The 14,609-nt window shown below is 66.2% G+C and carries 13 protein-coding genes; 5 read left to right on the forward strand and 8 right to left on the reverse strand.

Annotated elements, in window-relative coordinates; translation table 11 throughout:
- Positions 1–12 precede the first annotated feature (12 nt).
- From Q9R17_RS04025 to sucC, 3 genes are all read right to left on the reverse strand, one after another.
- On the reverse strand, positions 13–1,647 hold the full coding sequence (locus tag Q9R17_RS04025) for an NAD+ synthase (RefSeq protein WP_308157163.1): 1,635 nt from the start codon (positions 1,645–1,647) through the stop codon (positions 13–15).
- A 211-nt stretch (positions 1,648–1,858) separates the two neighbouring features.
- Positions 1,859–2,734 (reverse strand): succinate--CoA ligase subunit alpha, encoded by an 876-nt coding sequence (gene sucD, locus Q9R17_RS04030; protein ID WP_308157164.1) that lies wholly within the window; start codon positions 2,732–2,734, stop codon positions 1,859–1,861.
- Between the two features lie 21 nt (positions 2,735–2,755).
- Positions 2,756–3,925 carry an ADP-forming succinate--CoA ligase subunit beta gene (sucC, locus tag Q9R17_RS04035; RefSeq protein WP_125362066.1) on the reverse strand — a complete coding sequence of 390 codons (1,170 nt, stop codon included), beginning with the start codon at positions 3,923–3,925 and terminating at the stop codon, positions 2,756–2,758.
- A 340-nt stretch (positions 3,926–4,265) separates the two neighbouring features.
- Here sucC and Q9R17_RS04040 point away from each other — a divergent pair, with 340 nt between their 5' ends.
- Positions 4,266–5,879, forward strand: a complete 1,614-nt coding sequence (locus tag Q9R17_RS04040) for an ATP-binding protein (protein ID WP_308157165.1) — start codon at positions 4,266–4,268, stop codon at positions 5,877–5,879.
- A gap of 61 nt (positions 5,880–5,940) precedes the next feature.
- Positions 5,941–7,314: a sigma-54 dependent transcriptional regulator gene (locus Q9R17_RS04045; RefSeq protein ID WP_308157166.1), complete on the forward strand. Its 1,374-nt coding sequence runs from the start codon at positions 5,941–5,943 to the stop codon at positions 7,312–7,314.
- A gap of 49 nt (positions 7,315–7,363) precedes the next feature.
- On the opposite strand, the gene pilB is transcribed toward Q9R17_RS04045, so the two are convergent.
- The 3 genes from pilB to Q9R17_RS04060 form a co-directional block, all read right to left on the reverse strand.
- Positions 7,364–9,088, reverse strand: a complete 1,725-nt coding sequence (gene pilB / locus Q9R17_RS04050; protein WP_308157167.1) for a type IV-A pilus assembly ATPase PilB — start codon at positions 9,086–9,088, stop codon at positions 7,364–7,366.
- A 217-nt stretch (positions 9,089–9,305) separates the two neighbouring features.
- Complete coding sequence (locus Q9R17_RS04055; protein WP_308158271.1) at positions 9,306–9,713, reverse strand: pilin; 408 nt, start codon at positions 9,711–9,713, stop codon at positions 9,306–9,308.
- Between the two features lie 108 nt (positions 9,714–9,821).
- Positions 9,822–10,241, reverse strand: coding sequence for a pilin (locus Q9R17_RS04060; protein WP_308157168.1), 420 nt, complete (start codon positions 10,239–10,241; stop codon positions 9,822–9,824).
- 352 nt (positions 10,242–10,593) lie between these two features.
- Between Q9R17_RS04060 and Q9R17_RS04065 the strand changes: the two genes are divergently transcribed.
- The 3 genes from Q9R17_RS04065 to coaE are packed head-to-tail and all read left to right on the forward strand — an operon-like array spanning position 10,594 to position 13,346.
- Entirely contained in the window at positions 10,594–11,853 is a 1,260-nt protein-coding gene (locus Q9R17_RS04065; RefSeq protein WP_308157169.1) for a type II secretion system F family protein, read from the forward strand.
- A gap of 7 nt (positions 11,854–11,860) precedes the next feature.
- Positions 11,861–12,724, forward strand: coding sequence for an A24 family peptidase (locus tag Q9R17_RS04070; RefSeq protein WP_308157170.1), 864 nt, complete (start codon positions 11,861–11,863; stop codon positions 12,722–12,724).
- A gap of 10 nt (positions 12,725–12,734) precedes the next feature.
- A complete protein-coding gene (coaE, locus tag Q9R17_RS04075; RefSeq protein ID WP_308157171.1) occupies positions 12,735–13,346 on the forward strand; it encodes a dephospho-CoA kinase in 612 nt (203 codons plus the stop codon).
- A gap of 57 nt (positions 13,347–13,403) precedes the next feature.
- Here coaE and Q9R17_RS04080 read toward each other — a convergent pair whose 3' ends face one another.
- Together Q9R17_RS04080 and Q9R17_RS04085 are read right to left on the reverse strand one after the other, a co-directional pair.
- Complete coding sequence (locus tag Q9R17_RS04080; RefSeq protein ID WP_308157172.1) at positions 13,404–14,081, reverse strand: response regulator transcription factor; 678 nt, start codon at positions 14,079–14,081, stop codon at positions 13,404–13,406.
- A gap of 8 nt (positions 14,082–14,089) precedes the next feature.
- Positions 14,090–14,566 (reverse strand): hypothetical protein, encoded by a 477-nt coding sequence (locus Q9R17_RS04085; RefSeq protein WP_308157173.1) that lies wholly within the window; start codon positions 14,564–14,566, stop codon positions 14,090–14,092.
- Positions 14,567–14,609 lie beyond the last annotated feature (43 nt).

Genomic DNA, 14,609 nt, shown 5'->3' on the forward strand with positions numbered 1-14,609 from the left:
GGCGGACGGGGTTCAGGCCGTGTAGCCGTTGCTGATCGGGTAACGGCGCTCGCGGCCGAAGGCGCGGCGCGAGACCTTCGGGCCCGGCGCAGCCTGGTGGCGCTTCCATTCGCTGATGCGCACCAGGCGCAGCACGCGGTCGACCACGGCCGCATCGTAACCGGCGGCGACAATCTCCCCGCGCGACTGCTCCTGGTCGATGTAGCGGTACAGGATGCCGTCCAGCACGTCGTAGGCCGGCAGCGAATCCTGGTCCAGCTGGTTCTCGCGCAGTTCCGCCGACGGCGGGCGGCTGATCACCGCCGGCGGGATCACCGGGGCGCCGCCCACGGTGTTGCGCCATTTGGCCAGGCCGAACACCTCGGTCTTGTACAGGTCCTTCAGCGGCGCGTAGCCACCGCACATGTCGCCATAGATCGTCGCGTAGCCGACCGCGTACTCGCTCTTGTTGCCGGTGGTCAGCAGCAGGCCGCCGAACTTGTTGGCCAGCGCCATCAGGATCACGCCACGGCTGCGCGACTGCAGGTTCTCTTCGGTGAGGTCCGGCGTGGTGCCTTCGAACATCGGCGCCAGCGCCTCCATCAGGCCCTTGAACGCCGGCTCGATGGACAGCCCTTCCAGCGTCACGCCCAGCGCCTGGCACTGTTCCACCGCCAGGTCGTTGGACAGCCCGGCGGTATAGCGCGACGGCAGGCGCACGGCGGTGACGTTGTCCGCGCCCAGTGCATCGACCGCCATCGCCAGCACCAGCGCCGAGTCGATGCCGCCGGACAGGCCCAGCCATACCTTCTTGAAGCCGTTCTTGCGGCAGTAATCCTGGATGCCCCGGGTCACTGCTCGCCAGGCCAGCGCATCCATGCTTTCGTCACCATCGTCCATCCACACGTGCGGCATGAAGCGGCGGTGCGCGCCGTCATATTCCACCACCAGCCACTGGTCGACGAAGGCCGCCGCGGCCGGGTGCACGGTGCCGTCACCGTCGGCCACCACCGAGGCGCCATCGAACACCAGCGCGTCCTGGCCACCGACCACGTTGAGGTAGGCGATGGCCGCGCCGCTCTCGCGGGTGCGTGCGGCCAGCACGGCATCGCGCTGGGCATGCTTGCCGCGCTCGTAGGGCGAGGCGTTGGGCACCACCACCAGCTGCGCGCCGGCACGCACGGTGTCGGCCAGCGGCTCGGCAAACCACAGGTCCTCGCAGATCAGCAGGCCCACTGGAATGCCATTGACCTCGAACACGCAGCTGCCGCCGTCCGGGTCGACATCGAAGTAGCGGCGTTCATCGAACACCGCATAGTTGGGCAGCTCGCGCTTGCGGTAGGTCTTTTCGACGATGCCATCGCGCAGCACGCTGGCCGCGTTGTAGACCACCGCGCCGGCCGATTCCGGCCAGCCGACCACCGCGGTGATGCCCGTGCAGGCCGCGGCGATGTGTTCCAGTGCCTGGGCGCAGTCCTGCAGGAAGCCCGGGCGCAGCAGCAGGTCTTCCGGCGGGTAGCCGCTGACGGCCAGCTCCGGGAACATCACCAGCTCGGCCCCGAACTCGTCGCGCGCTTGGCCGATCAACCCGATGATGCGCTCGGTGTTGCCGGCCACATCGCCGACCGGAAAATCAAACTGCGCCATCGCGATGCGGATCGAAGCCATGGGGTCCAGCCTGTGGTTGCAATGCGCCATTGTAACGCCGCGCCGTGCGCCCGCCGGGATGCCCCCGGGTAGATCCACGCCATGCGTGGATGAGCCCGACCGGGTTACCTGGCGCCAGACGCAGAAAGGCCGCCCGGAGGCGGCCTTCCTGTTTCATGCACGCCGGCAGAAGCGCCGTCGACGGGCAGTCGACTCCCCCTGCCGAGCGGTCTTACTTGACCAGCTTGGCGATGGCAGCGCCCAGGTCGCCCGGCGAGCGGACGGTGACGACACCGGCAGCTTCCATGGCGGCGAACTTGCCTTCGGCCGTGCCCTTGCCGCCCGAGGCGATCGCACCGGCGTGGCCCATGCGCTTGCCGGCCGGAGCCGACGCACCGGCGATGAAGCCGACGACCGGCTTCTTCACGTGGTTCTTGATGTACTCGGCACCGGCTTCTTCAGCGTCGCCGCCGATTTCGCCGACCATGATGATGCCTTCGGTCTGCGGGTCTTCGTTGAACAGCTTCAGGCAGTCGACGAAGTTCAGGCCGTTGATCGGGTCACCGCCGATGCCGATGCAGGTGGACTGGCCCAGGCCGACTTCGGTGGTCTGCTTGACCGCTTCATAGGTCAGGGTGCCCGAACGCGACACGATGCCGATCTTGCCCGGCTTGTGGATGTGGCCCGGCATGATGCCGATCTTGCACTCGCCCGGGGTGATGACGCCCGGGCAGTTCGGCCCGATCAGCACGGTGCCCGGGTAGGCGCTCTTCAGCACGTTGTCCACGCGCAGCATGTCCAGCACCGGGATGCCTTCGGTGATGCAGACGATGACCTTGATGCCGGCAGCTGCGGCTTCCAGGATCGCGTCAGCCGCGAACGGCGGCGGGACGTAGATGACCGATGCATCGGCGCCGGTGCTCTGCACGGCGTCGGCGACGGTGTTGAACACCGGCAGGTCGATGTGGGTGGTGCCGCCCTTGCCCGGGGTGACGCCGCCGACGACCTGGGTGCCGTACTCGATCATCTGGGTGGCGTGGAAGGTACCCTGCTGGCCGGTGAAGCCCTGCACGATCACCTTGGTGTTCTTGTTGATCAAAACAGACATGTGAATTCCTTGGTGTCGGGATCAGGCGGCGTTCTTGACCGCTTCAACGACCTTCTTGGCGCCGTCGTTGATGTTGTCAGCCGGGATGATGGCCATGCCGCTGTCACGCAGCAGCTGCTTGCCTTCTTCCACGTTGGTGCCTTCCAGGCGCACCACGACCGGAACCTTGACGCCCACTTCCTTCACCGCGGCGATGATGCCTTCGGCAATCATGTCGCAGCGGACGATGCCGCCGAAGATGTTGACGAAGATGCCTTCGACCTTGTCCGAGGACAGGATCAGCTTGAAGGCTTCGATGACGCGCTGCTTGTTGGCACCGCCGCCCACGTCCAGGAAGTTCGCCGGCTCGCCGCCGTTGAGCTTGATGACGTCCATGGTGGCCATGGCCAGGCCGGCGCCGTTCACCATGCAGCCGATGTTGCCGTCCATGGTGACGTAGTTGATGTCCAGCTCCGAAGCGGTCACTTCGGTTTCATCTTCCTGCGACTTGTCGCGCATGGCGACCAGTGCCTTGTGGCGGAAGTTGGCGTTGTCATCGCTGTTGAACTTGCCGTCCAGCGCGTACAGGTTGCCGTCGTCCAGGATGGCCAGCGGGTTGATCTCAACCAGGGCCAGGTCCTTTTCGTTGAAGATGCGGTACAGGTTCACCATGATGTTGGCGAACTGGCCGGCCTGCTTGGCGGTCAGGCCCATCTTGAAGCCGATGTCACGGCCGTGGTAACCCTGCACGCCCTCGACGAAGTCCACGTTCAGCGTGTGGATCTTGTCCGGGGTTTCGGCGGCGACCTGCTCGATCTCCATGCCGCCTTCGGACGAAGCGATGAAGCTGATGGTGCGGGTGCCACGATCCACCAGGACCGACAGGTACAGCTCCTTGACGATCTCGCCGGCGGTGGTCACCAGCACCAGGTTGATCGGCAGCTCGACGCCGGCGGTCTGGTAGGTGGCCATCTTGGTGCCGAGCATCTTGGCCGCAGCGGCCTTCACGTCATCGACGGTCTTGCAGAACTTGACGCCGCCTGCCTTGCCGCGGCCGCCAGCGTGGATCTGCGCCTTGACCATCCAGGGGCCCTGGCCCAGCGACTGGGCGACGGCAACCGCCTCGTCCGGGGTCGCTGCGACCTTGCCGGCCGGGACCGGGATGCCGTATTCGGCAAGCAGTTGTTTTGCCTGGTATTCGTGGAAATTCATGCGTCACCGTGGGAATAGGAACGACCGCACGCAATTCCTCGGGGGCCCCGGGCAGGGACACCGGCACGGACCGCGGCGGGCCCACTATTGTGGCTGAGCCGGCGCCGGGGCGCAAAGAAGTCAGTTCCGCGACACCTCGCCCCCCGGGATTCCGGCGGAATTTCAGTCAGTTGCGCCCTGCCCCGCCCGGCACCGCCGTGGCCGCTGGTGCCCCGGCGGTACCGAATGCGCGACCTGCGCCCCGGTCAGGCCCCGTCCCGGGGCCTATACTTGCCCGGCTGCGGTTTACCGCGCGTCCGCACAGAACCAGATTCCAGGCAGCCTGAAGGGGAGTTCCGGCGTGTCACCCAGTGCTTCACTCATCGACCGCATCGAGTCGATCCCGCGGCGCGAGCTGTATTTCTTCGCGCTCTACCGCGTCCTGATGGCCTCGGTGATCGCCGCACTGCTGTTCAGCCCCCTGTCCTCGATGGTCGGCGCCCCCGACCACCCCCACCTGGCCTCGTGGGTCAGCGGCGCCTACCTGGTGCTGTCGCTGCTGCTGTTGACCGTGGGCCGCAGCGAACAGTGGCTGCGGCCGATCGTGGTCTGCGGCGTGGCCGTGGACATCGTCGCCGCCTCGATGCTCGCCCATGCACTGCCCGGTGCCAGCGCCGGCATTTCGATGTCGCTGCTGTTCAACATCGCGGCCGCCGCCACCCTGCTGCCGCTGACCCTCAGCGTCAGCCTGGCCATGGCGGCCAGCGTGGCCACGGCCATTGAATATGCCTGGAAGGTCACCGAGGGCGGTGATCCCACGCGCACCCTGGCCGAACTGGCCATGTTCACCACCAGCTACCTGGCCGTGGCCTTCATCAGCCACCAGGTCGGCAACCGTGCGCGGCGCAACCAGCAGCTGGCCAACCAGCGCGGCGACGAAGTGGCCAACCTGTTCCAGATCAACGAGCTGATCATCCGCCGCATGCGCACCGGCGTGCTGGTGGTCGATGCCGACAACCGCATCACCCTGGCCAACGAGGCCGGTGCCAACCTGCTGGGCGACAACGACGATGCCGCCGCCAGTGGCCGCCTGGACCTGGCGGCCATCGCGCCCGAACTGGCCCGCCGCCTGCAGCGCTGGCGCAACGGCTGGGTGCAGGACGAGCTGCCCCTGCAGCTGGCCCCGGACCAGCCGGAAGTGCAGCCGCGCTTTGCCCGCCTGCTGGCCGGCAGCGACCTGGTGCTGGTGTTCCTGGACGACTCCAGCGTGGTCTCGCGCCGGGCCGAATCCCTCACGCTCTCGGCGATGGGGCGCTTTTCGGCCAGCCTGGCCCACGAGATCCGCAACCCGCTGGCGGCGATCAACTACGCCGTGCAGCTGCTGGAAGAAGGTACCGGCTTCAACGAAAGCGACCGCCGGCTGCTGCAGATCATCCGCCAGCAGTGCCAGCGCACCAACGGCATCGTCGAAAGCGTGCTCGGCCTGGCCCGGCGCGAGCGCGCCACCCCCGAGAACGTGGACCTGGTCGCGTTCGTGCGCCGCTTCGTGGTCGAGTACAAGCAGACACTCACGCTGGAAACCGACAGCCTGGAGCCGATCATCAGCGAGACCACGGTGGCCGCGCAGGTCGATCCGCGCCACCTGCACCAGGTACTGACCGTACTGGTGCACAACGCGCTCAAGTACGGCCGTGTCGGCGACCAGCCCGCGCGCATCCGCCTGCGCGTGGCACGCCACGAACGCAGTGCGGTGGTGGACGTGATGGACCGCGGCCCGGGCATTCCCGAAACCGTCGCCGCACAGCTGTTCCGCCCCTTCTTCACCACCTCCGAGCACGGCACCGGCCTGGGCCTGTACATCGCCCGCGAGCTGTGCCGCGCCAACCAGTCACGTCTGGACTACATTCCGGTTCCCGCCGGCGGCTCCTGTTTCCGCCTGGTGCTGCCCGGCCCGCATACCCTGATGCCACCGTGACCGCGATGCCACCGCGTCAAACATTTGTCGCTTTGTACTCCCTCGGCTATCTTTCATCCCCATGAACGACACCCGCAGCGCACTGATCGTCGACGACGAGCGCGACATCCGCGAACTGCTGGTGCTGACCCTGGGCCGCATGGGCCTGCGCATCAGCACCGCCGCCAATCTCGCCGAAGCCCGCGAGCTGCTGGCCAGCAACCCGTACGACCTGTGCATCACCGACATGCGCCTGCCCGATGGCAACGGCATCGAACTGGTCAGTGAGATCGCCCAGCACTTCCCGCATACCCCCGTGGCGATGATCACCGCCTTCGGCAGCATGGATCTGGCGGTGGAAGCCCTGAAGGCCGGCGCCTTCGATTTCGTCAGCAAGCCGGTGGACATCGCCGTGCTGCGCGGTCTGGTCAAGCACGCGCTGGAACTCAACAATGCCGAACGCCGCGTGGCGGCGCCGACCAGCGATGAAGGTGGCCGCCTGCTGGGTGATTCGGCGGCGATGGCACAGCTGCGCGGCACCATCGCCAAGGTGGCCCGAAGCCAGGCCCCGGTCTACATCCTGGGCGAATCGGGCGTGGGCAAGGAACTGGTGGCACGCACCATCCACAGCCAGAGCGCGCGCGCGGCCGGCCCGTTCATTCCCGTCAACTGCGGGGCCATCCCCGGCGAGCTGATGGAAAGCGAGTTCTTCGGCCACCGCAAGGGCAGCTTCAGTGGCGCCCACGCCGACAAGCCCGGCCTGTTCCAGGCCGCCAACGGCGGCACCCTGTTCCTGGATGAAGTGGCCGAACTGCCCCTGCAGATGCAGGTGAAGCTGCTGCGTGCCATCCAGGAAAAATCGGTACGGTCGGTCGGTGCCGCGCAGGAAGAACCGGTGGACGTGCGCATCCTGTCGGCCACCCATCGTGACCTGGCCGAGCTGGTCGAGGATGGCCGCTTCCGCCACGACCTGTACTACCGCATCAACGTCATCGAACTGAAGGTGCCGCCGCTGCGCGAGCGTCGCCAGGACCTGCCGGCCCTGGCCGCCGCGATCCTGGCACGGCTGGCGCGCAGCCATGGCCGTCCCACCCCGCTGCTGGCCCCTTCCGCGCTGGACGCGCTGGCCCAGTACGGCTTCCCCGGCAACGTGCGTGAACTGGAGAACATTCTCGAGCGCGCCCTGGCCCTGGCCGAGGAAGACTGCATCGGCATCGACGACCTGCGGCTGCCACAGCACGCACCGCGCGCACCGGGCGCTGCGGCACCGCCGGAAGCCGTGGCCGACCTGCCTGCCAGCGGCGCGGCCCTGCCGTCGTACATCGAGCAGATGGAACGCACCGCGATCCAGCGCGCGCTGGAGGAAAACCGCTGGAACAAGACCCGCACCGCCGCGCAGCTGGGCATCACCTTCCGGGCGCTGCGCTACAAGCTGAAGAAGCTGGGCATGGAATGAAGGCGGCGCGGGCGCCTGTGCGCCCGCATCCGTCGCGCGGCGCCCCCGGTCAATCCTTGGTGACGCGGTTGATCTCGGCCAGGCTGGTGACGCCGGCAGCGACCTTCACCAGCGCCGACTGGCGCAGGTCGTTCACGCCGATGGCCTGCGCCGCCTCGGCAATCTGCAGGGCATTGCCACCGGCCAGGATGATGGTGGCGATCTCATCGGTCATCGGCATCACCTGGTAGATGCCCGTGCGCCCCTTGTAGCCGCCGGTGCATTCATCGCATCCCACCGCCTCGTACAGCTGGATGCCCGCATCGATCTGTGCCTGGGTGAAGCCTTCGGCCAGCAGCGCATGCCCGGGCAGTTCCGCACGCTGCTTGCACTGCGTGCACAGCCGGCGCGCCAGGCGCTGGGCGATCACCAGCGTGACCGAACTGGTGATGTTGTACGGAGCGATGCCCATGTTCATCAGGCGCGCGATGGTCTGCGGCGCATCGTTGGTATGCAGCGTGGACAGCACCATGTGGCCGGTCTGCGCGGCCTTGATGGCGATCTCGGCCGTTTCCAGGTCGCGGATTTCACCCACCATGATGATGTCCGGGTCCTGGCGCAGGAACGAGCGCAGCGCGGCGGCGAAGGTCATGCCGCGCTTGTTGTTCTGCTGCACCTGGTTGACGCCGGGCAGGCGGATTTCCACCGGGTCCTCGGCGGTGGAGATGTTGCGGGTCTCATCGTTGAGGATGCCCAGCGCGGTGTACAGCGACACCGTCTTGCCCGAACCGGTCGGGCCGGTGACCAGCACCATGCCGTAGGGCTTGTGGATCGCTTCCAGGAACAGCGTCTGCTGGTCCGGTTCATAGCCCAGCTTGTCGATGCCCAGCTTGGCCGCGCTGCCATCGAGGATACGCAGCACTACCTTTTCGCCGAACAGGGTCGGCAGCGTGCTCACGCGGAAGTCGATCTGCTTGGTCTTGGACAGGTTGAGCTTGATGCGCCCGTCCTGCGGCACGCGCTTTTCGGCGATGTCCAGCTGCGCCATCACCTTCAGTCGCGCGGCGATGCGCTGGTTCAGCTTCACCGGCGCGCGTGCGACCATCTTCAGCAGGCCATCGATGCGCAGGCGCACCCGGTAGTCGTCTTCATAGGGCTCGAAGTGGATGTCCGATGCCCCCTTGCGGATGGCATCGACCAGCACCTTGTTGACGAACTTCACCACGGGCGTGTCATCCCCCTTGGCGTCGATGCCCGTGTCGGAACTGCCCTCCTCGTCGCCGCCGCTGACGTCGAGATTGGCCATGCCATCGTCATCGCCCCCCAGCGCATCGCCCATGGTGTCGTGGCTGGCATGCCACTGTTCCAGCGTGCGGCGGATCTGGTCTTCGTCCACCAGGATCGGCTCCACCACCAGATTGGTGTGGAACTTGATCTCGTCCAGCGCGTGGGTGGGGTTGCTGGTCCCCACGAACAGCTTGCCGCCACGCTTGAACAGCGGCAGCACGTTGTGCTTGCGCAGCAGTTCCTCGCTGACCAGGCTCATCGCGTTCTGGCTGGCATCGAAGGTGGACACATCGAACAGCGGCATGCCGAATTCGACCGAGCCGGCCGCGGCCAGCTGCGAGGCACTGACCAGCTTGTTCTGGGCAAACCACTGCGGCAGCGGCTGCCGCGCGGCAGTGGCCTTGGCCATCGCATCACGGGCGGTGGCTTCATCCAGCGCACCGTCCTGCACAAGGCGGCGGGCGATGCCGGTGATACCGACGAGGTTGGCGGTGGTGACGGCGTTCATGTGGATCCTTGTTCACGAGCAGGCAGCGCCGGAGCCGCTCCGCGGTCTCCCGGCACAGGGGCAGCCGGACCTGCCGCAGGCCCTGGCCCGCAGCGGATGCTGTTCCTTCAGCCGACCTGCCATTGCCCGGCCTTCAGCCCGGCAGCACGATCCTGACTCCCCCGGCCATGATAGCCCCGTCAACGGGCCGCCAACATCCCTTGGCAGCCCGGGGCGGTCAGCAGCCGGTCGGGCGGTAACGCGCGTCGAACGGCGTGCCGTCGCAGAACCAGGTGCCTTCGGTCGTACGACGCAGGACCAGCTCCTTGCCAGCGACCGCCGGCCCCCCGATGAGGGTGCAGCTGATACTGGCAGCACCGGTGGCGGCCAGTTCGGCCGAAACCGCCGAGCAGCGTGCGGACGGCGCCAGGCCGATATAGGCCGCGTTTACAAGCGCGCTGTTCCGGCTGTCCTGCACCACCGACTCGATCGTTGTCTTGCCGGGCCGCATTTCAGCCAATGCGGCACTCAGCTGCGCCTTGGCCACATATGTCTGGTACATCGGCAGCGCGACGGCTGCAAGGATCGCGATGATGGCTACAACGATCATCAGCTCGATGAGACTGAACCCCTTCTGCCTGTACACCATTCTTCCCCCCTGAATACGAACGTGCACAATCGTCCCCACGATCGCAGATAAGAAAGAAGCCTCGCATTTGCGAGGCTTCTGGATGGATCCGTACCCCGGCGTGGATTAACCCGCCTTGGTGCAGCCAACCGGATAGTACTTGTCGTCGGTCACCGAGGTGTTGCAGGTCCAGGTACCGTCGGCCGCACGCTTCCAGGTGATGTTGCCAGCCGCCTTCGGGCTGCCCTTGATGGTGGTGCAGGCGATCGAACCTTCAGCGCCAGCGGTGATGGTGAAGCTGGTGCAACGGGTGGTCGGCGCGGTCGGCAGACCCAGCTTGGTCGCGGTGAAATCGTCCGCCGCCTTGCCTTCGTTCACGAAGATCTCGAACTGGGTCTTGCCGGGGGTGATTTCAGCCAGCGCAGCGGTGACCTGCGACTTGGCCACGTAGTCCTGGTACATCGGCAGCGCGATGGCGGCCAGGATGGCGATGATCGCAACGACGATCATCAGTTCGATCAGGGTAAAGCCCTTCTGGTTCTTCATGTGATACATCCCCAAGTAAGTAGTGGTTGAGTCAGGGCGGAGCCTGGCCGGCATGCGCCGGTGAGCGGGCCGCCCGCCCTGCGGGTGGATCAACGCAGGTATCGTGCCAATGTGCTGGCAGCTTTCCCCCCGGATTTCCCCGGGCCAATGATGGCAGTATTTTCGCGGATGGGAAGCCCCCGCCCCGTAAAGTGCGATGGGCACGGCAATGTGACGCAGCACGTCAGCTTCCGCCCACTGCTGGCAGGATCCGGGCGCTCGGTCACGCCCGGCGACTCCCCGAGCCGGGCCGAACCGGCTACCATCGCTTCCCATGATGCCCGCCTGGGGATGGCGGGCCTGGGGAGCCAACATGTCTGTCAGTCGCAGTGCGATCAAGAAGGAGCCCGTGGCGCGCAGCACCACGGAGCTGCAGCCGTTTGTCTGGGAGGGGACCGACAAGCGGGGCGTGAAGATGAAGGGCGAGCAGGTGGCCAAGAATGCCAACCTGCTCCGGGCCGAGCTGCGCCGCCAGGGCATCAACCCCGGTGTGGTCAAGCCCAAGTCCAAGCCACTGTTCGGGGCATCTGGCAGCAAGGTCACCCCAAAGGACATTGCCTTCTTCAGCCGGCAGATGGCCACGATGATGAAATCAGGCGTGCCCATCGTCGGCGCGCTGGACATCATCGCCAGCGGGCACAAGAACCCGCGCATGAAGAAGATGGTGGAAAGCATCAAGACCGATATCGAGGGCGGCTCATCGCTGTACGAGGCGGTCAGCAAGCACCCGGTGCAGTTCGACGAGCTCTACCGCAACCTGGTGCGGGCCGGCGAAGGTGCCGGCGTGCTGGAAACGGTGCTGGACACCGTGGCCACCTACAAGGAAAACATCGAAGCACTGAAGGGCAAGATCAAGAAGGCCCTGTTCTACCCGGCCATGGTGCTGGCCGTGGCGCTGATCGTCAGCGGCATCCTGCTGGTCTGGGTGGTGCCGCAGTTCGAAGACGTGTTCAAGGGCTTCGGCGCGGACCTGCCCGCCTTCACCCAGATGATCGTCAACCTGTCCCGCTTCATGGTGTCGTGGTGGTGGCTGATCCTGCTGGCCATCGTCGGCAGCATTGTCGGCTTCATCGCCGCCTACAAGCGCTCCCCAAGGATGCAGCATGGCATGGACCGGCTGGTGCTGAAGCTGCCGGTGATGGGCCAGATCATGCACAACAGCTCCATCGCCCGCTTCGCCCGCACCACGGCGGTGACCTTCAAGGCCGGCGTGCCGCTGGTGGAAGCGCTGGGCATCGTCGCCGGCGCCACCGGCAACAAGGTCTACGAGGAAGGCGTGCTGCGCATGCGCGATGACGTGTCGGTGGGCTACCCGGTCAACATGGCCATGAAGCAGCTCAACCTGTTCCCGCACATGGTGATCCAGATGACCGGCATCGGCGAAGAGGCCGGCGCCCTGGACGCCATGCTGTTCAAGGTGGCGGAGTACTATGAGCAGGAAGTCAACAATGCCGTGGATGCCCTGAGCAGCCTGCTGGAACCGGTCATCATGGTGATCATTGGTACCATCGTCGGCAGCATGGTCATCGGCATGTACCTGCCCATCTTCAAACTTGCCGCCGTTGTCGGATAATCACTGAATGGCTTTTCTCGACCAGCATCCCGGCCTCGGCTACCCGGCCGCGGCCGCCCTCGGACTGCTGCTGGGCAGCTTCCTGAACGTCGTCATCCTGCGCCTGCCCAAGCGGCTGGAATGGCAGTGGAAGCGTGACGCCCGCGAAATCCTGGAACTGCCGGACATCTACGAGCCGCCACCGCCGGGCATCGTGGTGGAACCCTCGCACTGCCCGCACTGCAAGCACAAGCTGTCCTGGTACGAAAACATCCCGCTGTTCAGCTGGATCATCCAGGGTGGCAAATGCCGGCACTGCAAGGCCCCGATCTCCGTGCAGTACCCGCTGGTGGAGGCGCTGACCTCGCTGCTGGTACTGGCCTGTGTCTGGCAGTGGGGCTTTGGCTGGCAGGGCTTCGGCGCCATCGTGCTGACCTGCTTCCTGGTGGCGTTGTCCGGTATCGACCTGCGCACCCAGCTGCTGCCGGACCAGCTCACCCTGCCCTTGATGTGGCTGGGCCTGATCGGCAGCATCGACAACCTGTACATGCCCGCCAAGCCGGCCCTGGTCGGTGCCGCGGCAGGCTACCTGCTGCTGTGGTCGGTGTGGTGGCTGTTCAAGCAGCTGACCGGCAAGGAAGGCATGGGCCATGGCGACTTCAAGCTGCTGGCGGCCCTGGGCGCGTGGTGCGGGCTGAAGGGCATCCTGCCGATCGTCCTGCTGTCGTCGGTGGTCGGCGCCATCGTCGGCTCGCTGTGGCTCTACAGCCGCGGCCGTGACCGTGCCACGCCGATCCCCTTCGGCCCCTACCTGGCCATCGCCGGCTGGCTGGTCTTCATGTGGGGCGAACCGCTGATCAACGCCTACCTGCATTCGGTGGGCATGCGCTGAGGCCACGCTCATGAGCCGCTTCGTGGTGGGCCTGACCGGCGGCATCGCCGCCGGCAAGAGCGAGGTGACCCGGCGCTTCGAGGCGCTGGGCGTGGTCGTGGCTGACGCCGACCTGGCCGCGCGCGCGGTGGTGGCGGCCGGCAGCCCGGCCCTGGCCCGGATTGCCGAGCGCTTCGGCGCCGGCATGCTGCTGGCGGACGGCCAGCTGGACCGGGCCCGTCTGCGCGCCCATGTCTTCGCCGACCCCGCCGAACGCGCCGCGCTGGAAGCCATCACCCACCCTGCCATCCGCGAGCAGATGCAGCAGCAGTGCATGCAGGCCTCCAGCCCGTATGCGATTGCCGCCATTCCGCTGCTAACTGAGGTGGGTGGGCGCCAGGCCTACCCGTGGCTGGACCGCATCCTGGTGGTGGACGCGCCCGAAGCCGTGCAGCACGCCCGGCTGATGCAGCGCGACGGCATCGACGCTGCGCTGGCCGAGCGGATGATCGCCGCCCAGGCCCGTCGGGCACAGCGGCTGGCGCTCGCCGATGATGTGGTGGTCAATGATGGCCACCCGGATGATCTGCAGGCGCAGGTGGAAACACTGCACCGCCGCTACCAGGCGCTGGCTGCCGCCTGAGCGCTGCCTGCCAGGTACGCCCCCCGCAGTACTGCAGGGGGCGGCCGTTGCGCTGGGTCAGACTTCCGGGGTCGCGATGCGGTAGCCGATGCCGTGGCGGGTCTGGATCAGCGGCACCTCGAACGGCTTGTCGACCACCGCGCGCAGGCCATGGATATGCACCCGCAGCGAATCCGAGTCCGGCAGCTCCTCGCCCCACACGCGGGTTTCCAGTTCCTGCCGGGTCACCACGGCCGGTGCGGCTTCCATCAGGGCCTGCAGGATCTTCAGCGCGGTCGGGTTGAGCTGCAGCAGCTTGCCCTGGCGTCGGACTTCCAGCGTATCCAGGTTGTATTCCAGATCACCGGTTTCCAGCACTCGCGTCTGCACGCCCTTGCCACGCCGCGAAAGCGCGTTCAAGCGCACTTCCACTTCCTGCAGCGCGAACGGCTTGATGAGGTAGTCATCGGCACCGGAATCGAACCCGGCCAGCTTGTTGTCCAGCGAATCGCGCGCGGTCAGCATCAGCACCGGGGTCTGCTTGCGCGCTTCATTGCGCAGTTTGCGGCAGACCTCGATGCCATCCATGCCCGGCAGATTCAGGTCCAGGACAATCGCGTCGAACTCGTGCACGACGGCCAGGTGCAGGCCGGTAACGCCGTCAGCCGCGAAATCCACGGTGTGGCCCCGGTCCTCCAGGTAGTCACCCAGGTTTGCCGCAATGTCGCTGTTGTCTTCGATTACCAGGATTCTCACTGTCACCTCTAATTGCCGAATTTTCCGACGCGCTGGGCCTGGCCCATGTCGCGCTGCGCCTTGTCCTTCTGCCGCGCCCGCTCGGCGACCGTCATGCACTGCGTCGTCGCCATGTGCGAGCCCAGCGCCTTTTCACGTCGGCATATTAGACGACTATCTTCACGTGCTTGTGTCAAAACCATGTTCACGACCTGCTGGTCATTGAACAGTTCGGTTCGTGCCGATTCAGGCATGGCATCACGGTTCGGAAAACGCTCGGCCGTGCCGCGAAGGCGCGACAGGGCTTCACGGACACGCCCACGGCCATCCTGGCTCAGTTCCGAATAGGTTTCGCCATCGTTGAGCGCGATCTCGATGCGCTCGATCTGCTGCAGCAGCGGCATGCCCGGCTGGAACACATCCGCACCGCTCTTGGAACTCGCGCTAGCGAGCGAGGACAGTGCCAGCCCGGAGACCAGAACAGCCAGCAACAAAGGTTGTTTCATGACAAACGAATCCGTGTTTGATATGTGAAGGCCGACTGTATGC

The sequence above is a fragment of the Stenotrophomonas sp. 24(2023) genome, assembly GCF_030913365.1.
In the GTDB taxonomy this organism is placed as follows: Bacteria; Pseudomonadota; Gammaproteobacteria; order Xanthomonadales; family Xanthomonadaceae; genus Stenotrophomonas.

Excerpts from the sequence above, each read along its gene's own strand:
- Q9R17_RS04060 (WP_308157168.1), bottom strand. The coding sequence starts at position 10,241 with ATGAAGAACCAGAAGGGCTTTACCCTGATCGAACTGATGATCGTCGTT.
- Q9R17_RS04045 (WP_308157166.1), top strand. The coding sequence starts at position 5,941 with ATGAACGACACCCGCAGCGCACTGATCGTCGACGACGAGCGCGACATC.
- Q9R17_RS04065 (WP_308157169.1), top strand. The coding sequence starts at position 10,594 with ATGTCTGTCAGTCGCAGTGCGATCAAGAAGGAGCCCGTGGCGCGCAGC.
- pilB (WP_308157167.1), bottom strand. The coding sequence starts at position 9,088 with ATGAACGCCGTCACCACCGCCAACCTCGTCGGTATCACCGGCATCGCC.
- Q9R17_RS04070 (WP_308157170.1), top strand. The coding sequence starts at position 11,861 with ATGGCTTTTCTCGACCAGCATCCCGGCCTCGGCTACCCGGCCGCGGCC.
- sucC (WP_125362066.1), bottom strand. The coding sequence starts at position 3,925 with ATGAATTTCCACGAATACCAGGCAAAACAACTGCTTGCCGAATACGGC.
- Q9R17_RS04085 (WP_308157173.1), bottom strand. The coding sequence starts at position 14,566 with ATGAAACAACCTTTGTTGCTGGCTGTTCTGGTCTCCGGGCTGGCACTG.
- Q9R17_RS04025 (WP_308157163.1), bottom strand. The coding sequence starts at position 1,647 with ATGGCTTCGATCCGCATCGCGATGGCGCAGTTTGATTTTCCGGTCGGC.
- coaE (WP_308157171.1), top strand. The coding sequence starts at position 12,735 with ATGAGCCGCTTCGTGGTGGGCCTGACCGGCGGCATCGCCGCCGGCAAG.
- sucD (WP_308157164.1), bottom strand. The coding sequence starts at position 2,734 with ATGTCTGTTTTGATCAACAAGAACACCAAGGTGATCGTGCAGGGCTTC.